Origin of the sequence: Muriventricola aceti, assembly GCF_025567565.1 — a bacterium.
Classification (GTDB): Bacteria; Bacillota; Clostridia; order Oscillospirales; family Oscillospiraceae; genus Lawsonibacter; species Lawsonibacter aceti.
Genome location: NZ_JAOQKF010000004.1, coordinates 214,574 through 238,884, shown reverse-complemented (window position 1 = coordinate 238,884; position 24,311 = coordinate 214,574). Strand labels below are relative to the sequence as shown.

The 24,311-nt window shown below is 61.9% G+C and carries 20 protein-coding genes; 2 read left to right on the top strand and 18 right to left on the bottom strand.

All coding sequences use genetic code 11. The features are described 5' to 3' along the window. Window positions 1–30 precede the first annotated feature (30 nt). The 5 genes from OCV64_RS06565 to OCV64_RS06545 form a co-directional block, all read right to left on the bottom strand. Window positions 31–1,164, bottom strand: a complete 1,134-nt coding sequence (locus tag OCV64_RS06565; protein ID WP_262669614.1) for a GerAB/ArcD/ProY family transporter — start codon at window positions 1,162–1,164, stop codon at window positions 31–33. Between the two features lie 16 nt (window positions 1,165–1,180). Then, window positions 1,181–2,266, bottom strand: coding sequence for a Ger(x)C family spore germination C-terminal domain-containing protein (locus tag OCV64_RS06560; protein WP_262669613.1), 1,086 nt, complete (start codon window positions 2,264–2,266; stop codon window positions 1,181–1,183). Next, window positions 2,263–3,771: a spore germination protein gene (locus OCV64_RS06555; protein ID WP_147572631.1), complete on the bottom strand. Its 1,509-nt coding sequence runs from the start codon at window positions 3,769–3,771 to the stop codon at window positions 2,263–2,265. Before OCV64_RS06555 ends, OCV64_RS06560 begins: the two co-directional genes overlap by 4 nt. Before the next feature lie 85 nt (window positions 3,772–3,856). Beyond that, entirely contained in the window at window positions 3,857–6,517 is a 2,661-nt protein-coding gene (locus OCV64_RS06550) for a cation-translocating P-type ATPase (protein WP_262669612.1), read from the bottom strand. 136 nt (window positions 6,518–6,653) lie between these two features. Beyond that, the gene (locus OCV64_RS06545; protein ID WP_262669611.1) at window positions 6,654–7,604 is read right to left on the bottom strand and encodes a LysR family transcriptional regulator; all 951 of its coding nucleotides are present in this window, start codon (window positions 7,602–7,604) and stop codon (window positions 6,654–6,656) included. Between the two features lie 219 nt (window positions 7,605–7,823). Between OCV64_RS06545 and OCV64_RS06540 the strand changes: the two genes are divergently transcribed. Beyond that, the gene (locus tag OCV64_RS06540; protein WP_147572625.1) at window positions 7,824–9,041 is read left to right on the top strand and encodes a pyridoxal phosphate-dependent aminotransferase; all 1,218 of its coding nucleotides are present in this window, start codon (window positions 7,824–7,826) and stop codon (window positions 9,039–9,041) included. Between the two features lie 46 nt (window positions 9,042–9,087). Beyond that, window positions 9,088–9,504, top strand: coding sequence for a RidA family protein (locus OCV64_RS06535; protein ID WP_147572623.1), 417 nt, complete (start codon window positions 9,088–9,090; stop codon window positions 9,502–9,504). Between the two features lie 61 nt (window positions 9,505–9,565). Here the strand turns inward: OCV64_RS06535 and OCV64_RS06530 are convergent, their stop codons facing one another. The 13 genes from OCV64_RS06530 to proC form a co-directional block, all read right to left on the bottom strand. Beyond that, the gene (locus tag OCV64_RS06530) at window positions 9,566–10,879 is read right to left on the bottom strand and encodes a peptidylprolyl isomerase (protein WP_262669610.1); all 1,314 of its coding nucleotides are present in this window, start codon (window positions 10,877–10,879) and stop codon (window positions 9,566–9,568) included. Window positions 10,880–11,030: 151 nt separating this feature from the next. Next, entirely contained in the window at window positions 11,031–14,543 is a 3,513-nt protein-coding gene (gene mfd, locus OCV64_RS06525; RefSeq protein ID WP_394803818.1) for a transcription-repair coupling factor, read from the bottom strand. A 202-nt stretch (window positions 14,544–14,745) separates the two neighbouring features. Further along, on the bottom strand, window positions 14,746–15,519 hold the full coding sequence (locus tag OCV64_RS06520; RefSeq protein ID WP_240288840.1) for a hypothetical protein: 774 nt from the start codon (window positions 15,517–15,519) through the stop codon (window positions 14,746–14,748). 88 nt (window positions 15,520–15,607) lie between these two features. After that, window positions 15,608–16,924 carry a tetratricopeptide repeat protein gene (locus OCV64_RS06515; RefSeq protein ID WP_262669609.1) on the bottom strand — a complete coding sequence of 439 codons (1,317 nt, stop codon included), beginning with the start codon at window positions 16,922–16,924 and terminating at the stop codon, window positions 15,608–15,610. Window positions 16,925–16,952: 28 nt separating this feature from the next. Then, window positions 16,953–17,546, bottom strand: a complete 594-nt coding sequence (pth, locus tag OCV64_RS06510; protein WP_240288842.1) for an aminoacyl-tRNA hydrolase — start codon at window positions 17,544–17,546, stop codon at window positions 16,953–16,955. Window positions 17,547–17,603: 57 nt separating this feature from the next. Continuing rightward, window positions 17,604–18,587 carry a ribose-phosphate pyrophosphokinase gene (locus OCV64_RS06505; protein ID WP_147572613.1) on the bottom strand — a complete coding sequence of 328 codons (984 nt, stop codon included), beginning with the start codon at window positions 18,585–18,587 and terminating at the stop codon, window positions 17,604–17,606. A gap of 76 nt (window positions 18,588–18,663) precedes the next feature. Further along, window positions 18,664–19,347 (bottom strand): GlgC family sugar phosphate nucleotidyltransferase, encoded by a 684-nt coding sequence (locus OCV64_RS06500; RefSeq protein ID WP_262669608.1) that lies wholly within the window; start codon window positions 19,345–19,347, stop codon window positions 18,664–18,666. Between the two features lie 190 nt (window positions 19,348–19,537). Continuing rightward, window positions 19,538–20,035 carry an HDIG domain-containing metalloprotein gene (locus OCV64_RS06495; protein WP_147572609.1) on the bottom strand — a complete coding sequence of 166 codons (498 nt, stop codon included), beginning with the start codon at window positions 20,033–20,035 and terminating at the stop codon, window positions 19,538–19,540. Window positions 20,036–20,127: 92 nt separating this feature from the next. Beyond that, entirely contained in the window at window positions 20,128–21,384 is a 1,257-nt protein-coding gene (locus OCV64_RS06490; protein WP_262669607.1) for a glutamate-5-semialdehyde dehydrogenase, read from the bottom strand. Window positions 21,385–21,443: 59 nt separating this feature from the next. Next, on the bottom strand, window positions 21,444–22,070 hold the full coding sequence (locus OCV64_RS06485) for a LysE family transporter (protein ID WP_262669606.1): 627 nt from the start codon (window positions 22,068–22,070) through the stop codon (window positions 21,444–21,446). A gap of 31 nt (window positions 22,071–22,101) precedes the next feature. Next, entirely contained in the window at window positions 22,102–22,446 is a 345-nt protein-coding gene (locus OCV64_RS06480) for a TIGR04076 family protein (protein ID WP_262669605.1), read from the bottom strand. Beyond that, window positions 22,443–23,252, bottom strand: a complete 810-nt coding sequence (proB, locus tag OCV64_RS06475; protein ID WP_186853183.1) for a glutamate 5-kinase — start codon at window positions 23,250–23,252, stop codon at window positions 22,443–22,445. Before proB ends, OCV64_RS06480 begins: the two co-directional genes overlap by 4 nt. Window positions 23,253–23,267: 15 nt before the next feature. Next, window positions 23,268–24,125, bottom strand: coding sequence for a pyrroline-5-carboxylate reductase (gene proC / locus OCV64_RS06470; RefSeq protein WP_240288844.1), 858 nt, complete (start codon window positions 24,123–24,125; stop codon window positions 23,268–23,270). Window positions 24,126–24,311: the final 186 nt, after the last annotated feature.

The following is a 24,311-nucleotide window of genomic DNA, read 5'->3' as shown; positions in this document are numbered from 1 at the left end:
TTTTTTCCCCTTTTTTTATCCCCTCCTTACCTACACTATATCTTCCCCTCCTTCACTCCCTCCTACCACTATATCTGGACCGCCTGTGTCTTTTTTCACAAAGGCATCCGACAGACACAGTAGGAGTGGGATACCCAACGTCAGAATGATATGCCCCCAGGGCAGGACCTCTCGGCTCCATCGCTCTGCCGCCGCTCCGTCGGAGAAGCCAGCCAGGGCGCCCACCGCGGCGACGGCCAACGCCCCCGCCGCCAGTCCCCGCTCCCTGAGTCTGGGAATGGCAGTCCTGGCCATAGCCCGGATAGAAAATAGAAGGAGGGCCGCCATGGTCAGGTCTGAAAAGGTCCATAGCGCGGACACTACGCTCTCCACCCGTTGAAACGCGCCTTCAACGCCTACGCTCTTGGCCAGGGCAAAGAAGGGGCTGTCCAGCCCTGCGGCCAGCCGAGGTCCCAGGTTACCCAGGATAACGGCCTGAGCCAAAGTAAGCAGGGCCATCCCGCCTAGCCCCCAAAACAGCCAATGCCAGTTCCGCTTTTCCTTCTGCCCCTCCAGAGAGCCTGTCAGGAAGGCGGCCCAGCCGCCCCAGCCCACCACCCCAAAGGCGGGCAGGGCGGAGCGGAGTATTCCTGGCACGTCCCCACTCCACAGCGGCAGCAAGTGCTCCGCCTTCACCTGTCCTAGGGACAAAACTAGGACCACTGCCGCCGTCCCCAGAAGGACCACCAGAAAAAGCTGCGCCGCCCGGGCAAAAGGAGCGAGCCGGCCAGTTCCCATCCAGAGGGCCATCAAAGCCAGGGCCGCCAAGAAAAAGATCAGCGATCCGTCCCGGTAACCCGAAGCCAGCAGGCGCTGGGCACAAGCGCGAAGGCGGATGGCCAGAAGGAGCTCCGCCCACACTATATATATAATGAGGAGCAAGTTTCCCCCTGCCCTGCCCAGCCGCTCGCAAAAGGCGAACGCCAGCCCCCGCCCCCCGGAAAGCCGTCCCAGCAGCCAGCCCGATACCAGCGTCAGAGGGGCGGCGGCCAGCGGAGCCAGCCAGGCGCCTTTCCCCGCGGCAGGCAGGGTCAGACTGGGCAGCAGCTCCGCCGCCGGGGCCAGCAGTCCGGCCCACACCATGGTCATGAGCTGGGTGCGTGAAATATGGTCGTTGTTCTTCACAAGCTTCCCTCTTTCCTCACTCCTGGATCGATACCCTGATCTGGAGGTCTGGTTCCAGCGCGGCAAAGATACTGGGCCAGTCCTCCTGGATGGCCTGCCATTTGCCGGGCGAGGTCAGGGCCACCTGGGCGCCCAGCCCCAGGCAGTCCGCCTGCCACTGGCGGAGCTTGTCCAGCGCCCCCCTAATTTGGTTTTCCACCTGGCTGGCCAGCCGTCCGGTCAATTCTTTCCGCTCCTGGTCGGACAGGGGGTAGCGGTACTCCAACAGGTCCGCTTCGACGCGGCAGGTCAGCGTCAGCCCCATCAGCTTATTTCCTTCCCAGATAGGGGACATCTCTGTATGGGCCTGTGTCACGCGGAGCGCGGCCCGGTTTTCGGGCAGTTCGCCCTCCAGGAGATTGACTCCCGGCCTGCCGGCCAGCAGTTCTAGCCCCCGGGCCTCCCGCCCCTCCAGATATCCCGCCAGCAGCTCACCCTTCAAGATACCATAGCCGCCCTCCAGCAGGGAGGCGTCCCCCTCCCCCCCTTCCGCCGGGATAAGGGCTGGGACATAGGCCGCCCCCTGCTCCAGCAGGTCGGCATACACCTCCCCGGCAGTACGGGAGATGGTCGCCACCCCCATCTCGCTGTCGATCTGCAGGGTGGAAAGGCGGGCCTCCACCCCCTGATCTCCGCCAGATCGAACCGCTTCCTCCGCAGAGGCCTCCCGGACCAGCCACAGTTGAGCTCCAAGTCCCAGCTCCACATCCCGGGCAAAGTAGTCCAGCACAGATACTACCCCATGGCGGGCCAGCTCCTCCCCGAGCAAAAGCTGGTCTACATATCCGAAAAACACATAGCTGTCGCTCTGGCCCTGCATGGCCAGGCAGGCTCCACTGAGGGACTGGCTCTGGGCGGATAGGACTAGGGCAGACTGTCCCTCCGCCTGCAGCCCTCTGGCCCGTGGACCGGTGGAGGCGGTGACGGACAGTCCCGTTTCCAGCCAGTCTACTCCCATGGTACGCAACAGGGCCATGTCCCCCATTTCCCTGGCCCTGGGCAGCGGGGAGCACCCAGCTAAAAAAGCACAGGCAAGGGCCAAGGCACACAGCCGTCCTCTCATTTCTGATTCCTCCGGTTCTTGGTGTCATAGGCTCCATCCCGCCACTTCATTCGCGGCAGGGGCAGGCGGATCAAGGTAGGGTGGCCTCTCCTGGCCCCAGCCCCAGTGGTAAAGGGGGCCAGATAGGGGATGCCAAAGCTCTCCAGCCCGGCCAGGTGATAGATCAGGGCGGCCCAGCCCATGGCCAGGCCGAACAGCCCGCCCACACTGGCCAGGACGGCCAGCAGGAACCGCCACAGCCGCAGGGCGTTGCCAAAGTCCTGGGAGGGCTGGGCGTACCCCGCCACCCCGGCGATGGCAACGGCGATGAGGACCGCCGGGGACACGATATGGGCCTCTACCGCGGCGTTGCCCACCACCAGGCCGCCCAGAATGGATACAGCGGACCCGATAGGGCCCGGAAGACGGAGGCCAGCCTCCTGAATGACCTCAAAGGCCAGCAGCATAATTAACACTTCAAAGACAGTGGAAAATGGCACTTCCTGTTTAGCGGCCACAATGGACAGGGCCAGCTTCACCGGGATGGCCTCCGGATGAAAGGTAACCAAAGCGATATAGAGGCCGGGCACCACCAGGGTGACCAGGGCGCAAAACCAGCGAATCAGTCGGAGGGCGGAGGACACCATCCAGTGGTAGGCTTGGTCCTGTCCGGTCTTGAAAAACTGGTCGATAGTGCCAGGCACCAGCCACCCCAGGGGGATCCCGTCGGCCAGCAGGCCCACCCTTCCCTCCAGCAGGCCCTGGCAGAAGCGGTCCGGCCGCTGGGTATAGGCCATCAGAGGGAAGGGGCTTCTGTCTCCCTCCACCAGATACTCCTCCAGATTGCCGGTCGCTTCCACCCCGTCTATATCCAGGTCCGCCAGCCTTTCCTCCAGCTGGGACACAGTGTCCGGATCGGCGATGCCGTCCAAAAAGAGTACATCCACCACCGTCCTGGACTGCCGGCCTACGATCTGCTCCTTGATTTTCAGTTGGGGGGCCTTCAGATGGCGGCGTACCATAGCGGTGTTGGTACGCACCGACTCCACAAAGGACTCACGGCTTCCCTTCAGGGCAGGTTCATTGTCCGGCTCCCCCACCGACCGTTTTTCCTCTGTGGGGACAGGCAGAGTAAGCGCGTCTATCCGGCCGTCAAAAAACAAAGCGCAGCTTCCCAGGATCAGGTCATTGACCACATCGTCCAGTGTATCCCGCCGGACCGCGGCCAGATTGTATAAGGCCCCATACTGGAGCATAGAAAACAATTCTCCCTCTGACACCTGGCTCAGTGCCGGATTCTGGGTCAGGGGACGCAGGATATAGTCGTTCAGTCTCTCATTTCGGGCCATTCCCAACAGATAACAGACAGTCACCATCCGCTCCCTGTCCCCGTGGAGGTACATCTGCCGCTTGCTGAAGTCGGCACAGCCGGCAAATGCCGCCTCCAGATTTTCCAGTGAGAGCGGTCCGGGAAACAGGGGTTCCTTGCGGGGATGGGGCCCGTCCACCTGATTTTTGTTTGACATGACAGCTCCCTCCTTCCGGCATAGTTTGCCAAGAAGAAGGGAGATTATGTAAAAATCAATTTTTCCCGCTGGAATGGAGGGACTTTTACCGTTTTGCTTTCTCTCTGACGGCAGACCGCTCCTCCCGCTCCCCTCGCTCTCCCTTCCGTCCCAGCGCCTTGGTGATCTCGCAGATGGGAATGGGGGCCGCCGCCAGCCCAAAGACAGCTAACCACTGGGCGCTGTCCATGGCAGTCACCGCAAATACGCCCTGGAGCGGAGGCACCAGCAGCACCGACAGTTGAAGCGCCATTCCCACCAGGAACGCCCGGTTCATAGCCGGGTTGGACAGCGCCCCCTGGGCAAAGAGGGAGCGGTCCTCGCTGCGGACATTGAAGGCGTGAAACAGCTGGCACAGGGTCAGCGTGGCAAAGGCCATGGTGTTGGCCACGGCCCCCTCCATGCCTGGAGCAGCCAGCCTGGTAAAGCCCAAAAAGTAAGCCGCCAGGGTGAGTCCGCCCACCATCAGGCCCTGCCAGGCCAGTCGGAAAGAAAATTTTTGATCAAAGAGGCCGGCCGCGGCGTCCCTTGGCTTCTCTTCCATAACCCCCTCCTCCACAGGCTCCACCCCCAGCGCCAGGGCGGGCAGGGAGTCTGTAACCAGGTTGAGCCAAAGCAGCTGCACAGGGACCAGAGGCATCTGTCCGAAGTCCAGCAGAGTGGCGGCAAAGATGGTGAAGATCTCCCCGATGTTGCAGGAGAGGAGGTAGTGAATGGCTTTTCGAATGTTGGAGTAGATGCCCCGCCCTTCCTCGATGGCGGAAACGATGGTGGAGAAGTTGTCGTCCGTGAGAATCATGTGGGCTGCCCCCTTGGCCACGTCGGTGCCCGCCACTCCCATGGCGCAGCCGATGTCCGCCGTCTTGAGGGCAGGGGCATCATTGACGCCGTCTCCAGTCATGGCCACCACATGGCCCCGCTTCTGCCACGCCTTTACGATGCGCATTTTGTGCTCCGGAGTCACCCGGGCAAAGACGGCAAATTTTTCGATGTCCTCCTCCAACACCTCCTGGGGCATGAAGTCCAGCTCGCCGCCTGTCACGGTCCACTCTCCGGGGCGGATAATGTCCAGCTCCCGGGCCACGGCGGCGGCGGTTGCCCTGTGGTCTCCGGTGATCATCACGGGACGGACTCCGGCCAGGTGGCAGCGAGCCACGGCCGCCTTTACCTCCGGCCGGGGCGGGTCCATCAGGCCAAAGAGACCCAGGAAGGTCAAGCCGCTCTCCACCGCCCGCGGCTCCAGCCCAGGCGGCAGGATGTGCAGCTCCCGCCGGGCCACGGCGATGACACGCAGGGCTTTTTGGGCCATGGCCTCATTGGCCTCCAGCACCGCCCGCCTGTCTTGGGCGGACAGAGGCCCGCGGGGGCCAGCCACACATCGCTCCAGCAGGATGTCAGGGGCCCCCTTGACAAAAACAGTCCAGCTCCCGTCCTCCCTGGCATGAATGGTGGACATAAGCTTTCGTCCGGAGTCAAAGGGCAGATCCGCCGTCCGTGGCCAGTTCTGTTCCTCCTTTTCCTGGTCCACCCCTTCCCGGGCGGCCGCCACCACCAAGGCCCCTTCGGTGGGGTCACCGACAGCGGTAGGCGCCCCCGCCTTCCACTCCAGCCTGGCGTCAGAGCACAGGCAGCCGGCCAGCAGGGCGTCCCGCCGATGGCCGCCAGCAGGTGTCCATAGCTCCTGGACCGTCATCCGGTTTTGGGTCAGTGTCCCTGTCTTATCCGAGCAGATGACGCTGGCACAGCCCAGCGTTTCTACGGCAGGCAGCTTTTTTACTATGGCCCCCCGGGCCGCCATACGCTGGATGCCCAGGGCCAGGACGATGGTGACGATGGCTGGCAGCCCCTCAGGAATGGCAGCTACCGCCAGGGATACGGCGGTAAGAAACATATCCAGCATATTTTTTCCCTGAATCAGTCCCACTCCGAACATGACAGCGCACACCGACAGGCACAGGAAGGACAGGGATTTGGAGATCTCCCCCATTTTTCGCTGGAGCGGCGTGTCGCCCTCCTTGTCCTCCAGAAGCAGGTTGGCGATCCGCCCCATCTGGGTGTCCATCCCCGTGGCCACCACCAGGGCGGTCCCTCGGCCGGCGGTGATCATGGTGCCAGAGAGCACCATGTTGGTCCGGTCCCCCAGAGCGGCCTCCTCAGGCAGCCGGTCGTGGGCTCCCTTTTCCACGGGGACCGATTCGCCGGTCATGGCCGACTCGTCCGCCTGGAGGCGGCTGCACTCCATAACTCTAGCGTCAGCGGGCACCATGTCCCCCGCCTCCAGCAGGATCACGTCCCCAGGCACCAGGGCGGCGGCGGATATCTTTTTTGCCCGCCCCTCCCGCAGGACATGGGCCTGTGGGGAGGACATCCGCCTCAGCTCCTCCAAGGCCTGCTGGGCGTGGTCCTCCTGGGTGATGGAGATGACTCCGTTGACCAGAACAATAATTAGAATGATAGCGCCGTCCAACCAGTCCTCCCCGCCGCTGGCCGCCAGGGACAGGGCGGCCGCCCCCAGCAGCACCAGGATCATAGGGTCCTTCAACTGGCCTAGCACCCGGGCCAGCACAGAGGGCTTTCTGGGCGGCTCCAGTTGGTTGGGACCCAGCCGCTCCAGCCGCTGGGCGCTCTCCCGCTCCGTCAGGCCGGAGGGACGGCTGTCCAGCTCTTTCATTACCTGTTCCAAAGGCCGGCTGTGCCAGTCACTCATATGTACCACGCTCCTTCTCAGCTTCTCTTTCAGTATAGCCTTGGGCCTGTCCATTTTTTGGAGAATCCTGGGGGGAAGAAAAAAAGAGAGGCTGGGGCATAAAAATCCCCCGAACCAGAGGTTCGGGGGTGTGGGTTCACTCCTCCTGCCGATTTTTGTCCATAAAGTCCAGGAAATCGGTATAGATAGCCGGGAGGGAAGATTCCCTCCGGTAGTAGAGATAGAGGGTCCGCATCACATTCTCGTCGTCGATCTCGTAGAAGTAGAGCTGGTCCGTGGGCTTCACATGGTCCAGCACCCGGGGGCGGACAAAGGTGAGGCCATGGCCGTTCTCCGCCACATGATAGGCGGTCAGCATCTGGTCCAGGTACATATTCACCTTGGGGGTAAAGCCCGCGTTGCGGCACAGCTTCAGCACCCGGCGGTAGGTGTCGCTCCCCTTCTTCAGCAGCAGAAAGCCCTCCTTGGCAAAGGCGGACAGAGGCGTCCGGTGGCTGTCCACCCCCATGCCGCTGCCTGATCGGACCTGTTCAAACGTGAGGCGCCACTCCGCCATCTCCTGGTTGATCTCCAGTCCCGCCGGGACGGCCAGGATCAGCTCCTCCTGCCCCCAAAGCTGGCCCTGAAACAGGTTGGTATCCAAGGGGTAAATATCCAGCATGAAGTCAATGACACCGGACTGTAGACACTTAGTCAGGTCGCTGGTATTGCCTTCCAGCAGGCTGACCACATAGCCGGGGTACCGGCGCTGAAATTCCATCGCCAGCTCAGACAGCACATAGGAGCAGAAATAGGCGGATGCTCCAATGGTGATGGCCCCCTCCCGCTGGTCGGCCAGCTGGGCGAGGCGGCTGCGGAGCTCGTCCTCTATGCCCATCACCTGCTCCACCGCCTCCACATAGCATTTGCCGGCGGGAGTCAGGCGGATGGGGTTGGTGCTGCGGTCAAAGAGGGGGGCTCCCACCCGCTCCTCCACCTTCTTCACCTTGCTGCTGAGGGCTGGCTGAGAAATAAACAGCCGCTGGGCCGCCCTGGAAAAGCTGCGCTCCTGGTAAACAGCATAGACATATTCCCTGTCTCGGAGCATAGGACCTCCCTCCTTATTTTAATCGTATTAGAATGATTTATTTTACCTCAACAGGGCCCCTTGGGGCAACCTTAAAATTTTTTAGATATATTCTTATATAATTTTCTGTAATTGATTTTCTGGCGGGATGCTACTAAAATAGAGCTATCAAAGGCGGACCGGCACTCTTCCTCCTCTGGAGGAGACGGCACTGACCACTATTCAGGAGGTATGTTGAATATGGATTACATCACTGAAAAATTCTCAAAGCTGGGCTGTGACAACGCTCCCGGCCAGGAGACCCTGCAGAAGCAGGAGGCTCTGCCCATGGAGGGCGATCCCATCCCCGGCACCCCCGTAGACTTCTCCCACGGCGACGTGGACGCACACAAGCCCATCCCCGGCAGCTTGGAGAAGTTTGTGGAGGGCTATGTGGTGGGAGGCGGCCACCAGGCCTACACCGAGTACCGCGGCAAGAGCGATATCCGCGCCTATCTGGCCCAGAAGCTCACCGAGTTTAGCGGCGCCCCTGTGGACGCGGCCAGCGAGCTGATTCTGACTCCCGGCACCCAGGGCGCACTGTTCCTGGCCATGGGCTCCCTCATCGGTCGCGGGGACAAGGTGGCCATCATCGAGCCCGACTATTTTGCCAACCGCAAGCTGGTGGAGTTCTTTGACGGCGAGCTGGTCCCTGTGCCCATCCACTGGAAGGATGTGGACCGTTACTCCGGTCTGGACCTGGAGGCGCTGGAAAAGGCCTTCCAGAGCGGCGTAAAGGTATTCCTGTACTCCAACCCCAATAACCCCACTGGTGTCATCTACTCCCCTGAAGAGGTAGCCGCCATCGGCCGGCTGGCCAAGAAGTACAATGTGGCCGTCATCGCCGACGAGCTGTACTCCCGCCAGCTCTTCGATAAGGACCAGCCCTACACCCACCTGCGCGCCCTGGAGGAGAAGCCCGACACTCTGATCACCATCATTGGCCCCTCCAAGACCGAGTCCCTCAGCGGCTTCCGTCTGGGTGTGGCCTACGGCTCCGCCCACATCATCACCCGCATGGAAAAGCTCCAGGCTATCGTGTCCCTGCGGACCGCCGGCTACTGCCAGTCCGCCTATCTCAGCTGGTTCTCCGAGCCCGATGGGTGGATGGAGAAGCGGGTAGCCGACCACAAGGCCATCCGGGACGATCTGCTGAAGGTTGTCGCCAAGTACCCCGGCTGCTGGGCCCGTCCCACCGAGGGCGGCAGCTACATCTTCCTCCAGCTCCCCGCTCTGAAGGTCACCCTGGACCAGTTCGTTAAGCTGTGCCGGGCTCAGGCCGCCGTCACCGTCACCCCCGGCACCGAGTTCGGTCCCCAGTTCACGGACAGCGTCCGCCTGAACTTCTCCCAGGATCACCAGGCTGCCGTGGCCGCTGTGGAGCGCATCTGCCAGATGGCCCAGCGGTACCACGCCTAAACACAGCCGCTACTTAATATTACCAAAACATAAAGGAGTGTCTGTTATGAGTAATCCGATCCCGCAGGGCAAGTATAAGCCCGCCGTCCGGAAGGGCAACCTGATCTTTACCGCCGGCATGACCCCCCGCCTGAACGGCCAGCTGATTATGTCCGGCAAGGTGGAGAGCGGCGTCTCCGTAGAGGACTACCGCCAGGCCGCGGACCAGGCCACCGCCAACGCCTTGAACGCCGCCCTCAGCTGTGTACAGCCTGGGGAGAAGATCACCCAGATCCTGTCCCTCACTGTTTATATCAACGCCGCCCCCGACTTTACTTCCCACGCCAAGATCGGCGACCTGGTTTCCGACTATCTCTATGAGAAGCTGGGCGACGCCGGCATAGGCGCCCGGGCCGCCATCGGTATGGGCACCCTGCCCGGTAATGCCCCTGTGGAGGTCCAGTTCATCGCCTGGGCGGAGTAATCCGCTCCCTGAACAGCAAAAAACGGGAGGCTCTCAAAAGAGAGCCTCCCGTTTTTTGGATTTATCCCTGGCTTCCAGAGGCGCTGGAACTGTCTGTCGCGGGACTGGAGCCATCGGAGGGGGCGGAGGAGTCCGCGTCATCCTCCGCGGCCTCATAGATGGCCGCGATCTCCTGCTGAACCGCTGCCTGCAGGGCCGTAACCTGGGTCCGGAAGGCGATGGGATCGATCTGCTCAAAGGCCTCGGTGGGCACGACGCCGTACTCATCCAGCCACTGCTGACTCAGAATCTCCATTTTGTCCGCCACCATCTGCCCGCGGTAGTCAGCGGGGTCCAGAGGCAGCCGAAGAATGATGTGGTAGCCATAGGTGCTCTCCACCACGTCGCTGATCTCCCCGTCCTTCAGGGCCAAAGCAGTGTTCTCAAACTCTGGGACCATCTGGCCCTTAGTGGTTGTGTACCCATCAGGATTGGCGGCTAGGCCGCTGTCCTCGCTGTGCTCGTTCATCAGTTCGTCAAAGAGGGCGATGGGGTCCTCCGCAGCCCTTAGCTGGGCCAGCAGGTCATCTGCCAGCGCCTTCTTCTCCGCTACTGTGGCGTCGTCTAAGGGGGCATACCCGGTGGTCCCGTCCTCATTGGTGACAGTCTGCTCCATATCCTTGGTCAGCAGCAGAATGTGCTTGGCCCGATAGACGCCCAGCTCATCCTGGGCATAGGAGAGCACCTCGGCGTCGGTGGGATAGCCCTCGCTCCCCTCGCCGTAGTAGAGCTCCTGGAGCTGTTCATCCAGGCTGACCCCCTCGTACATACTGCGGAACTGGTCCGGGGTCATCATGCTGGCCCAAAAGTAGTGCTCCATCGTTTCCTGGCCGCCCAGCTCCTGAACGGCGCTGTCTAGAAAGGCCGCCACCTGGTCCAGCATCTCCTGATCTGGGGACAGCCCTTTCTCCGCGCACAGTTCCGGAACCAGGCGGTAATAGGCGGCAATCTGAAGGGCAGCGTTCTTTAGCGTGTCCGCTAAGGTGCCGTCCTCTGTTTCGCTGTCCCATGGCAGGTCGGTCAGGCCAAACATGGCATACTGCTGCAACTGATACTCGATGTTGTAGTTCAGCCAGTAGAGCAGGCTTTCAGCGGTGATCTCATAGTCGCCCACCTTGGCCACTACGGTGTTTCCGGGGACGCCGGCGGTAGCCTGATAGGGGTCCGTGACTCCGGTCAGGTCCATGGGCTCAACTTCAGAGGGGGCGGAGGTGTCGGCGGAAGAGCCGCTGGTGCTGCTGTCCTCCGAGCCGTCCCCCTTGGAGCAGCCGCTCAACAGCGTGGTCCCCAGTGCCAGCGCAAGGGCCAGGGACAGGATTCGTTTCATCATGATCATGGAGATAGGATTCCTTTCTCATCAGGACAAGTTTTGTCTCTCTTAGGCCAAAGGCCCGCGGACGCATATCATCATAACACAAAATGAAGCGGGGAGCAAGGGCAAGTGAGGGCCCGCTCCCCTGGGGCACGGGCCGGGCCACGGCGGGCGGTCACTCCTCCACGGGCCCCTCACCTCCGGCGGCGTAGTCGGCCACCAGGGTACGGGCCGCCCGCAGAGCGTCCTCCCCCTGCTTCAGCCGCAGGGAGAGGTACGGGAGCTCCCCGGCGGAGAAAAGGAGCCGGCCCTTGTACTTGCGATCTCCACACAGGAGGGATACCTGACGCAGATCGAATTGAGGGATGGTCAGCAGCAGGCAGCCATTCCTCTGGTCGATGTCGGTGACGCCGGCCCGGGCGGCGTCCGCCCGGAGCAGCGCCACGGAGATCAGGTTGTTTACAGTCCTTGGAGGCTCGCCGTAGCGGTCGATAAGCTCATCCACCAGGTCGTCAGCGTCGCTCTCCTCCCGGATGGCGGCGATGCGACGGTACAGGTCCATCCGCTGCTCCGGGGAGGGCACATACCGGTCGGGGATGGAGGCGGCCACCGACAGGTTGGCGGAGCACTCGGCACGTGTGGGGACCTCCTGTCCCTGCTCCAGCAGGACGGCCTCCTCCAGCAGCTTCAAGTACATATCATAGCCCACCGAGAGCATAAAGCCGCTCTGCTCCGGACCCAGCACATTGCCCGCCCCCCGGATCTCCAGATCCCGCATGGCGATCTTGAAGCCGGAGCCAAATTCGGCAAACTCCCGGATAGCCTCCAGCCGCTTGGAGGCCACCTCGGTGAGCACCTTGCCCCGACGGTAGGTCAGATAGGCGAAGGCCCGGCGGCTGGACCGGCCCACCCGGCCCCGAATCTGGTGGAGCTGGGCCAGGCCAAGCTGGTCGGCGTTTTCGATGATAAGGGTGTTGGCGTTGGGCAGGTCGATGCCCGTCTCGATGATGGTGGTACACACCAGCACGTTCAACTCCCCGTCGGTCATCCGGCTCATCACGTCGTCGATGGCCTCCTGGGTCATCCTGCCGTGGGCCACACCCACCGCCGCATCCTCCCCCAGCAGCGTCTGAACACGGGCGGCGCAGCGGTCGATGGTCTCCACCCGGTTGTGGAGGTAGTAGACCTGGCCGCCCCGCTCCAGCTCCCGGCGCATGGCGTCGGCCAACACCCCCCAATCGTGCTCCAGCACATAGGTCTGGACCGGCTGGCGGTCCGCCGGCGGTTCCTCCAGGGTAGACATATCCCGGATACCGGACAGGGCCATATTCAGTGTGCGTGGGATGGGGGTGGCGGACAGGGTAAGGACGTCCACCTGCTTGAACTGCTCCTTCAGCTTCTCCTTGTGCTGCACACCGAAACGCTGCTCCTCGTCCACCACCAGCAGCCCCAGATCCTTGAACTTCACATCCTTATTGAACAGGCGGTGAGTGCCAATCAGGATATCGACCGAACCGTTCTCCACCTGACGCAGTGTCTCCTTCATCTGGGCGGGGGTACGGAACCGGGACACCACGTCAATGTTCACCGGATATTTGGCAAAGCGGCGCAGGGCGGTGAGATAGTGCTGACGGGCCAATACGGTGGTAGGCACCAGGATAGCGGCCTGCTTGCCGTCCAGCACGCACTTCATCATGGCCCGGAAGGCTACCTCCGTCTTTCCGTAGCCCACGTCGCCACAGAGGAGGCGGTCCATTGGGGAGGCCCGCTCCATATCTGTTTTGATCTCCTGGATGCAGCGCAACTGGTCCTCCGTCTCGGTGTATTCGAACTGCTCCTCGAACTCCCTCTGCCATGGGGAATCAGGAGAAAAGGCATATCCTGGCTGACGCTGTCTCTGGGCGTAGAGCTGAATAAGCCCCTTGGCCAGGTCCTGAACCGCTTTTTTGGCCCGGGTCTTGGCCTTCTCCCACTCGGTGCCCCCCAGTTTGTTCAGCTTCTTGGTCTCCGCCGCGTCCTCGCCGCCGCCAATGTACTTGGACACCATATCCAGTTGGGTGGCTGGGACATAGAGCACATCGGTGCCGGCATAGGCGATCTTCACATAGTCCTTCTCCACGCCGTCTACCTGCATTTTGACCATACCCACATAGCGGCCCACTCCATGGTGCTCATGAACCACCAGGTCGCCGGGGGACAGGTCGGCGTAGGACTTCAGCTTTTGCCGGTTGGTGGCATCTTTCCGGGCCCGCGGCTTTTTGATGGCCCGCGGGTCGCCCTCTGTGATGACGGCCAGTTGGATGGATGGATACTCCATTCCCCCGGACAGGCCGCCCACGGTGATGACCGTCTGCCCAGGCCGGGGCAGCTCCTTCATCTGGAAATCCACAGCCGACTTTACCTTCTGCTCCCGGAGCAGTCCCTGTAGATCCAAGGCCCGCTGCTCCCCGGACACCAGCACCAAGGAGGAAAAGCCGCTGTTCTGGTAGTGAGCCAAGTCCTGGACCGCCGTCTCCAGACTGGCCCCAAAGGAGGGAAGCTGCTTGGCGGTGATGGACAGCAGCACCTTGGGCGGGTCAGGATAGGCGGAGGTGGTAAAGGAGTCCAGATAGACCACCGGCCAGTCCCGCAGCAGGGCGGTGAGCTGGGAGAAGGTCAGGGACAGCTCGCCGCAGGAGCCATCCAGCAGCCCCCGCTCCAGCAGGGACTTCACGTCCTCATCCAGCTGCCACTGCCAGGTCTTGGCCCGGTCAGCCACCCGGGCGCATTCGGAGAATACCACACAGGCATCTCCGGGGAGATAGTGGGCGGCGGAAGCCGCCTTGGGGTAGATCAACGGCAGATAGCGGTCCATAGCCGGGAAGGAACGGCCCTGGGAAATGGCCTCCCGGTCCTGCTCCAAGGTGGCTGCCAGCTCCTTTAAGCCGTTCTGGGCGGCCTTAGCCGCCAGTTGGCGGAGCCGCTCCGACAACCCGGCCAGTCCCCCTGGGGCCAGCTGAGGCAGCGTCTCGGCGGCCGGGAGAAGACGGACCTCCTCCAAATTTTCCGTCCGCCGCTGGGTGGACAGGTCAAAGGAACCCATGGCGTCCACCTCATCCCCGAAAAACTCCACCCGGGCTGGGGCATCCATACCGGGGGCATACACATCCAGGATGCCGCCCCGGAGGGCGAACTGGCCCACACCCTCCACCTGGTCACACCGGATGTATCCCGCGGCCGACAGGGCTTCCGCCAGCTGGGCCAGGTCCTGGCTCTGGCCGACTTTCAGTCGGAAGCAATACTGCTCCAGCGCCTGTGGCGGAAGGGTGCGCTGGAGCAAGCCCTCCACCGTGGCTACCAGGAAGGGAAGCCGCCCCGCGGCCAGCTTCTCCATCAGGGCCAGCCTCCGGTGCTCCCACTGGCGGGAGACGGTGGCGGCATTGTGGAAGGTAAAGGAGCGCGGGGTAAGAACCGGCACCTCCTGACCTACGAAGGCAGTCAGATCCCGGGCCAGCCGTTCCCCCTCCCCTTCGTCGGCACACACCACTACCACGGGCCGCCCGGTCATCGTCCCAATCCCCGCGGCCATGTGAGCCCGGTGGACCGCCGCCACACCGGACAGGGCGGCGGGAGAGCGGCCCCCCTCCAGGGCGGAGAGGAGCTGCTGGAATTCAGGGATGCGGTTCAGGGCGTCAATAAGCAGCTGCATCATAACAAAACCTCCGAAGCAACGCGGCAAAGCCCCCAATCCAACCGGACAGGGGGTGATCTCTTTGGTATGGATAAAAGTTTACTCCAGAATAGGCCCGTGTCAAGAGGAACAGGGCGGTAAGTGGGACCGCCCCGTTCAGAGGGTCATCCAAAAGGAAGAAAACCCAGGCGAACCGGAAGGACGTTGTCCCCCGCTTGCCTCAACCCTTTCCTGATAGGCGGCACAGCATCCGCTCCGCCTCCGTACGGACTGCCAGCCGTCCCCCGCGGGCAACCACAAAGGACAGATGCTCCTGGGCCTTGTTCTCCAACCCCCGGCGCTGGTAATAGATCCCCAGCGCCATGTGGGCCGCTACCTGTTCCCGGGTACAGCCGGCCTGTTCCAGATCGGCCAGCAGCAGAGGCTCTAGCTCAGGCCGCGCCTCCTGGATCTGGGCCGCCCGGTCCCGCATGGTCCCGGCCCTGGCCAGGACAGCCCGCTTTTGGGGAGAGAGCCGGCGGACCAGCCGTTCCATGGCCAGCTCTCCTCGTTCCCGCTCCGGGTCCTCTGGAGGGAGCTGGGTGAGCCACACAGCTAGAAGGGGCGGGTTTTTCCACAGCCGGGGCTGCTCCGCGGCCATGTGAGCAGAGTCCTCCGCCTCCCTACGCCGGCCCAACAGAGCCAGGGCATAGCCCTCAAACACCCGGTAAAAAAGGGACTTGGGGTTCTGCTTCAGCACCATGCGGCACAGTTCCAGCAGGGGTTCCGGGTCACAATACTCGTCCATCGCCCGGAATGCCGGCCGCCGGGCCCAGCCGCACAGGAATCCGTTGATCCCCCAAAACCCCGCCGCTTCCCAGAGGACAAACAGGGCGTAGGCGGTCATTAGGCCCTCCCCCTCGTTCCGCGCGGCATACCAGACCAACAGGGCCAGGGAGGGAACAGTCCACAGCCAGAAGGCTAGCCGGGCATGGGTTAAAATCCATCGGTTCATCACAGAATACCTCCTGAAATCCTATGTATTGCCCGGTCAGAATAGCACGGCTCTGTTAAAAAAAGAGGTATATTCTCTTAATTCTCTCTTAATTTTTTCCGTCCCGCGGGGATTGGCGGAGGGTCCGAAGCAGCTGCGCCGCCTCTTTTCCCACATACATGGGCCCGCCCCGCTCCGCCGCAAAGGTCAGGTGCTCCCCGGCCTCCTCTATTCTCCCCACGGCCAGGCAGTACCGGCCCAGCAGCAAGTGGTCACCGACCTGAGAAAGGAGAGGCCCGCCGCAGGTGATGTACCGCCGAAGGCCCTCCTCCAGTCCATCCGCCTCCCCCCGCTTGAGGCGGGCGGTGCACCGGAGGCAAAACACCTCCCGCCGTCCATTGTCCCTGCCCGCCTGGACCATCAGCTCCTCCATCTTTCCGGCCAGCTCCTCCGCCTCCTCGGTCCGGCCCCGGCGGTTGCACAGGATGGCCCTGAGTTGCAGCTTCTGCATCCTGTAATCCCCCTGCTCCTGGTCCGGGACCTGGTCCAGCAGGGCCTCGGCCTCCTCCTCCCGGCCCAGGTTGACCAGAGCGGTGGCCTCCAGCATCCGGAGTCCGGTGCGGGCAGGGGCAGGGATCTGACAGGCTTGGGCAGCCTCCAGGGCCGCCAGCAGGGGCCAAGGATCGCAGGTATCCGCCATCCTCCTGGTTTCCTCTTCCACCCGAAGCATGGCCCGACGCCATTGGCGCTCCGGGCTGGGCTCCCGGCCCTCCAGCTCCCTCAGCAGGTCGTCCGCCAGCAGCCCGACATAGGTTTCCCCGCCCTGGGCCAGCGCAAATTCCAGATGGTCCCGGGCCGCCTGGGTATTTCCCACAGTCAGGTGATACCGCCCCAGCAGCAGCCGGGCCTCTACCCGCTGGAACCGGTTGACGGCGCTGTCTGCCAAGGCGGACAAATCGTCCTCCAGCCCCTCCAGGGTACTACTGTGGATCTTCAAGGCGTAGCCCGTGACGCACAGCAGGCGCTGGAGCTCCCGCCGGACGTCCCGCCGCAGGGGGCAGTCGTCATAGTTGGCCATGGCCTGAACCTGGGCCTGAAGGGCCTGGTCCCAGCGCTCCCACTGGATATGGATCAGGGCGGCCAGCCCCCAGTACAGGGCGCCGTTGCCGCTGTGCCTGTCCTCTAACTGGGCCTTCATCACAGATTCCGGCGTCACTACCTCCCCCGCCGCGATCAGGGCACCCACATAATAGGTGGTATAGAGATCTTGGACCAGCTGGCGCTCCCGCCGGGGGCCGCCGGCATACCGATTCTCGATGGCGCGCCTCAGCGGCATTGGGTCGCACCGCTCCCACAGGGGGCGGGCCATCCCCGCCAGCTTCTTCAGTGTCCGGCCGCAGGCGATCCCGGTCATCAGCTCTCCCATCTGGACACCCTCCTCAAAAAGTTCTGCCCTACCCGTTAAACCGATTCATTCCCTGCTCCAGGCCGTCCTTCAAAATACACTCCACCCCGTCGGCCGCTCGCTTCACCGCGGCGTCGATGGCCTTCTTGTCCTCGCCGGTGAACCTGCCCAGCACCCAGTCGGCCAAGTCGTAGTCCGGGTGGGGCTTCTCGCCCACGCCTACCCGCAGGCGGGGAAACTGATCTGTGCCCAGGTGCTGGATGATGCTTTTCAACCCGTTGTGTCCGCCGGCGGAGCCGCCCCTCCGGACGCGCAGTTTGCCCACAGCCAGCGCGGTATCGTCCAACACTACCAGCACATGGTCAGGCGGAACCTTGTAAAAATCTGCCGCCTGCCGCACCGCCTCGCCAGACAGGTTCATATAGGTGACCGGCTTCATCACCAGCACCTTTTCCCCGGAAATGGTGAAGATATTGGTCAGCGCCCTGAATTTCAGCTTCTGGATGGGGGCGTGCTGGCGCTCGCCGATCTCGTCGGCCACCATGAAGCCCACGTTGTGGCGGGTATCTTCGTACTTTTCTCCGGGATTTCCCAGGCAGACCAGCAGCCAGTTGATGCCGCCGGCATCTTTTTTCAAAAACATCGCGGTCCCTTCTTTGAAAACAGGGGCGGGCAAAAGCCCGCCCCTGGAGGTTTGTTCTTACAGGAAAAGGGGAGAAACGGAGGTCTCCATGTAGATGTGGCTGATGGCCTCGGCAAACATGTGGGCCACAGAGATGTACTTGATCTTGGGGCACTGGATACCAGGCTTCGCGGGGATGGTATTCAGGAAGATCACCTCGTCCAGCACGCTGTCCATGATGCGCTGGATGGCGGGGCCGGACAGCACGCCATGGGAGGCGCAGGCGGTAACATCCCGGGCGCCGCCAATCTCTACCAGCGCCTTAGCCGCGTGGCACAGAGAACCGCCGGTATCCACCATGTCGTCCAGAAGGATGACGTGCTTATCCCGCACATCACCGATGATATTCATGACCTCGGAGGAGTTGGCCTTCTGGCGGCGCTTGTCCACGATGGCCAGGGGCATATTCAGCTTCTGGGCAAAGGCCCGGGCCCGGGCCACGGAGCCTACGTCGGGCGACACGATCATAGTGTCATCATGGCAGGAGGCGTACTTCTGGGTAAAGTGCTCCACAAAGATGGGGGAGCCCAACAGATTGTCCACTGGGATATCAAAGAAGCCCTGGATCTGGTTGGCGTGGAGGTCCATGGTCAGCACCCGGTCCGCTCCCGCCGTGGTGATCAGGTTGGCCACCAGCTTGGCGGAGATGGGGTCCCGAGGCTTGGTTTTGCGGTCCTGGCGGGCGTAGCCGAAATAGGGGATAACAGCGGTGATGCGGCCGGCGGAGGCCCGCTTCAGGGCATCGATCATGATGAGCAGTTCCATCAGGGAATCGTTGACGGTGCCGGGCTTTCCCTCATCGACAAAGGAGCAGGTGGACTGGACCACGAAAACGTCGGAGCCGCGGACAGTCTCATAGATGGAGGCAAAATTTTCTCCATCGGAGAAGGCTCCTACCTCGGAGCTCCCGAGGGGGATGCCCAGCTCCTTACAGATGTCCTTGGCCAGCTGGGGGTTGGAATTGCCGGTAAAGACCTTGATATCCTTCCCGTGTGCGATCATAATACAGCTTCCTCCTAATATTTTTGGGTCCGGCTGTCGCCGCCGGCCCCGTTCCTATGTTGTGTGAGGCGTCCCCTCACTTTTTGCGCTTTTTCTCCCGGTTGGCGGCGGCCCAGCCCTCTTTCACCTGCTGGCGGGTGCGGCCGATGACCATGGCGTCCTGGGGCACATCCTGGGTAACCGTGGTAGCAGCGGCGATAAAGGCCCCGTCCCCAATCTGTACTGGGGGGACAAAGTTGGTGTTGCAGCCCACGAACACGTTGCTTCCGATGATGGTGCGGTGCTTCTGAAAGCCGTCATAATTGCAGGTGACGGTGCCGCAGCCAAAGTTGCAGTCGTCCCCCACGTCGCTGTCCCCCACATAAGTCAGGTGGGCCATCTTGGTCCCTTTGCCCAGATTGCAGTTCTTCAGCTGGACAAAGGCGCCGATCTTGGACCCCTCGCCTACCACACAGTGGGGGCGGATGTGGGTATAGGGGCCAATTTGGCAGCCCTTCCGAATGACGCTCTCCTCACACTGGGAGGCGTTGATGGCGCATTCATCCTCCACTGTGCAGCTGGTGAGCATCACGTTGGGCCCAATCTGGCAGTTCCTGCCCACCACGGTGTCCCCGCGTAAAATGGTGCCGGGGAGGAGCTGGGTCCCCTCGCCCACCTGGACCGAGTCCTCCACATACACAGAGGAGGGGTCCATCATATCCACGCCCGCCTCCAGCAGAGCCTGGCGTTTGGCTTCCAAAGCGGCCTGACGATCACGCATATTGAATTCTCCTTTTGCTCTGGCTTAACAGGCCCTGAAATCAGGACTATAGACATTATAGCATATTATCAGGTCTTTTTTCCCGTGACAAGGAAAATTTTTTCAAAAAGGCCAGAAAGCACAATTTCACCGCAAAATCCCCCAACTTCGCAAAAAAACTCTCCTCCAGCAGGTGGAGGAGAGATAAAAATCAGGCACAGGCGGGCAGGAGGGGGCGCACTCCGAGCCGCTCCCGCAGACGGGCGGGATGGTAAACGCGGGACATTTCCAGTCCGGCGCAAAGGGTGTCCACCAGGTCCACCAGCCAAGCCTCTCGAGACCTGGGCAGAGCTCCACCCAGGGGCCACATATGGGACAGGATGATGTTCCGCTCCTTGTCGGACAGCCAGGTCAGCTCCCCGGCGTTTCGAGCGGCCGCCCGTGGATGGTCAAAGCACTGCCAGCCGGGATGGGCGGACTTATCCTTAGAGTCGTACAGATACAGGTCGTGGAGCAGTCCTCCCCGGGCAGCGGCCCGAGCATCCAGCCCCAGTACCTTGGCGGCGCGGTAGGACAAGTAGGCCACAAACAGGGAATGGTCCAGGGTGGAAATAGGGCCATGGTGCTTCCACCGGCCCATCATCCGCACCTGGTCAGACTCCAACAGCTCACGGGTAGTCTGGAGGAAATCCAAAATATGACGATTCATGGGAATCCATCCTTTCTCCTTCTGGAAAAGTCATTCTCTGGGCTCATTATACACAAAAGCTGGAAAAATACCAGACAAAAAATTTACCAAATCTATCGTATCTGGCCGCTGCCCCGGACGATAGTTTTGTAGGAACACAGCTCCGCCAGCCCCAGGGGGCCCCGGGCATGGAGCTTTTGGGTGGAAATGCCCATCTCACACCCCAGTCCAAATTCACCGCCGTCGGTAAAGCGGGTGGAGGCGTTCCAGTACACGGCGGCAGAGTCCACCCGCTGTTGAAAGGCGTGGGCAGCCCTCTCGTCGCCGGTGACAATGGCGTCAGAGTGGCCGGTGGAGTGGGCGGCGATGTGGTCCACCGCGTTTTCCAAGCTGTCCACTACCTTGACTGCCAGAATGTAGTCCAAAAACTCCGTGTCAAAGTCCCGCTCCCCGGCGGGAGTGCCCGGAATGACCGCCGCGGCGGAGCGGTCCAGGCGCAGTTCCACGGGGGGCAGGCCGGCGGCAGCCCGGTCCTCCGTCAGCCGCCGACGCAGCTTGGGCAGGAACTCCTCGGCGATGGCCCGGTGGACCAGGCACACCTCGGCGGCGTTGCACACACTGGGCCGAGAGCATTTGGCGTTCTCCATAATGTCCAGGGCCATCGTTTGATTGGCCCACTGGTCCACATAGATGTGGCAAATGCCGGTGCCTGTTTCCAGTACCGGGACGGCGGCGTTGTCCACACACGCCCGAATCAGCCCCGCCCCGCCACGGGGAATGAGCAGGTCTACCAGGCCCCTGGCCGCCATCAGCTCCCCCGCCGACTGGCGGGTGGTGTCCTCCACCAGCTGGAGTGCCTCGCTGGGCAGGCCGGCAGAGGACAGCCCATCCTTCAGGGCAGCCACAATGGCGGCGGCTGAGTGGTGGGCCTCCTTGCCACAGCGGAGCACGCAGGCAGACCCGGCCTTCAGGGCCAAAGCGGCGGCGTCGGAGGTCACGTTGGGCCGGGACTCGTAGATGATAGCGATGACCCCCATGGGAACAGAGACCCGTTGAATCACCAAGCCATTTGGCCGGTCCACTCGGTTCAGGACGACGCCCACCGGATCTGGGAGATCAGCCACCTCCTGGACACCCTGTGCCATTCCGGCGATCCGGTTCTCATTCAGGGCCAGCCGGTCCAGCATCACCTCAGAGATGGTCCCTCTGGCCGCCTCCATATCCAGGGCGTTCGCCGCCAGGATGGGGTCTGCGCGGGCGATGAGCGCATCCGCCATAGCCAGCAGGGCACGGTTTTTCCGGTCAGTATCTGCCAGAGCCATGGCGGCCTTGGATGCCTTGGCCTTTTGCAGCAGTTCTTGTGTCGTCATATCAAACACCTCTTTATCATGGTAGGTCAGCATAGAAAAGGACGGGCGCACACTCGATTTCAACCAGAGACGAGGGAGGCAGGGCCCTCGGTAAAAAAGGGCCATACCAAGCTAAACGCGCACAGGACTAGGGCGGCGGCCATTGTGGTATCTACCGCCCTGCGGTGGCTGGTGAACAGGGACTGCAGGGAGGCCCCAGCAAAGAGCCATACCAGGTTGCAGACCGGCCCAGTGAAGGGGAGAAACAGCCCCACGCCCAGCAGGGCCCAGAAGGATCGGGTATAGGGCAGCACATAGGCGCTCAACGCGGTCAGACAGAAAATCATGATTTTCACATTTGTCAGGTTGATAAGCAGCCCGGTCCGGAAAGTGGGGGCGGCCGGGTCCTTGGCAGCCCCGGACTTCGGGCTGCGCGCTATGTGCCAGGCCAGCCACAGCATATACACCGCGCCCAGCCAGGACAGCATTCCCACGTATTGGCCCAGCGCCGCGCCCAGCCGCCAAGTGATGGCCACCGAGACCAGAGAGATGAGGAGGAACCCGGTAAACAGCCCGCGCCATTGGCGCAGGGCCGCACCGGGACCATACCGCAGGGCCGCCGACAGGGAGCACAGGTTGGCGGGGCCGGGGGTAATGCCGCCTGTAAAACAATATAAGAGGAAGGACGGGAGCATGGTTACAGGCATAGCGGCACATCTCTTCTTTCCGTCTGTGAGCTCAACTCACTGGTACGTAATTGATTTGGACATCCTGATCGGTGGCCTCCAGCTTGAAGATGACGGGGCGCAGGCCGTCATTGCAGGAGCAGATGGCAACACCGGGGGTGCGGATCCAGTCCCCAAAGTAGAAGGGCTCCTGGCCCGCCCCGTGGGCCAGGGCAAATACATATTGATAGATCGCCTTCCATGCCTCATCACACAACCCGTCAGGTTTGGCGTAATCGGCATAGAATACCTCTCCCTCCCGAAGCATGGGACAGGCAGACAGTCCTTCCACTCCGTATTCCCTGGCCAAGTCCTCCTGAAGTGTCTTGCGCAGAACGGTGATCTTTACTTTTTTCATCGCCCGGTCTCCCGTCCTTTTTGATGCGCGGCCTCCAGGGCAATCTTCCCCAGGAAGCGGGTACCTACGGCCCGGCCGTCTACGATGTCATAGAGGTTCTCTGGGCGCGCACCGTTGGTGATAACCATATCGCAGCCCCGCTGAGTGACCATTTTGGCCGCCCGAAGCTTGGTCCCCATGCCGCCCACCGCCAGCTCGCTTCCCTTACCGTCAGCCAGGGACTCGATTTCCGGTGTGACCTCTTCCACTGTGGGGATAAGGCGGGCGGCGGGGTCCTTGCGGGGGTCGGCAGTATACAGCCCCTCGATGTCGGACAGAAGGACCAGCAGGTCGGCCTCCACCGAGCAGGCTACGATTGCGCCCAGCGTGTCGTTGTCCCCCACCTTGATCTCGGCGGTGGCAACGGTGTCGTTCTCATTAATGATAGGCAGAGCGCCCAGCTCCAGCAGTCGGGCCATCGTGTTCTCAAAGTTCTGCCGGCGGTCGTCGTGGTCAACGTCCTCTCCGGTCAACAGGATCTGGGCTACTGTGTGGTTGTACTGGGCAAACAGCTTATCATAGGTATACATCAGCTCACACTGGCCCACCGCGGCGGCGGCCTGCTTGGTGGGCATATCAGCCGGCCGGCCGGATAGATTCAGCTTGCCTACCCCCATGCCGATTGCGCCGGAGGACACCAAAATCACCTCATGTCCGGCGTTTTTCAGGTCGGACAGCACCTTGACCAGCTCCTCCACATGGCGGATGTTCAATCGCCCAGTGGCGTGGGCTAAGGTGGAGGTGCCTACTTTGACTACGATGCGCATTGGAATCACCTCATACTATTTCTTCTGGTCCGGCGAGAGGAGCTGGCCGGAGGGCGTAGATCCCTGCTGGGTCATCTTCATGGTCTTTTCATAGGCGGCAATTACAGCGTCGGTGGCGGCGGACCGGAAAGCCCGCTCCTCCAGCAGCCGTACCCCCTGAATGGTGGAGCCGCCGGGGGAGCACACCGCATCCTTCATGGCGCCGGGATGGGTCTTTTCAGCCAGATATAGGGCCCCTGTGCCCACAAGGGTCTGAGCGGCGCAAATCATGGCCTTATCCCGGGCCAGTCCACAAGCCACACCGCCGTCGGCCAGCGCCTCCAAAAACATGGCGGCAAAGGCAATGCCACAGCCGGATACACAGTTGGCCACCGCCATCAGGGGCTCATCCATCTCATCCAGCAGACCGGAGGGGGCCATTAGAGATAAAAAGCCCGCCTTCTCCTCTTCCGTTACCCCTTGAACACAGAACTGGGCAATGCCCTGCCCGATGGAGGCGGGGGTGTTTGGCATAATGCGAATCAGAGGATAGGAGCCGCCCAGCAGGGAAGTAAGCGTTTCAAAGGTCAGTCCGGCCGCCATACTGACCACCACGAAACGGTCGGTCCGGGCGGCAAGGACGGGAACCAAATCCTTTAAAGCAGCGGCCATCATCTGGGGCTTCACCCCCAGGAAGATCGTATCACAGGACCTGGCAATCTCCTGATTATCAGACATCTGGGCCCGAGAGAGCTGGTTGCAGAGCGCCTCCGCCTTAGCGGGGGTTCGGTTGGACAGATAGAGACGGGCGCCAGGGGCGGCTCCCTTGTCCGCGGCCCGGGCCAGGGCGGAGCCCATATTGCCGGTGCCAATAAATCCGATTGCACGAAACATTCACTGGTCCTCCTTATATTCCGGGATTTGGGGTATTTCTGGTAAAAGACAAATTTTCCTTTTCTAATCATAACACGTTCCGTCAACAATTCAATAAAAATTTGCGCCAGGGTCCTCTAACTTTTTTACTTCCTTCTAATTTGTATTGTTTTAGCCCCGACCATATCTGCTTTTCGCCTATAAGAC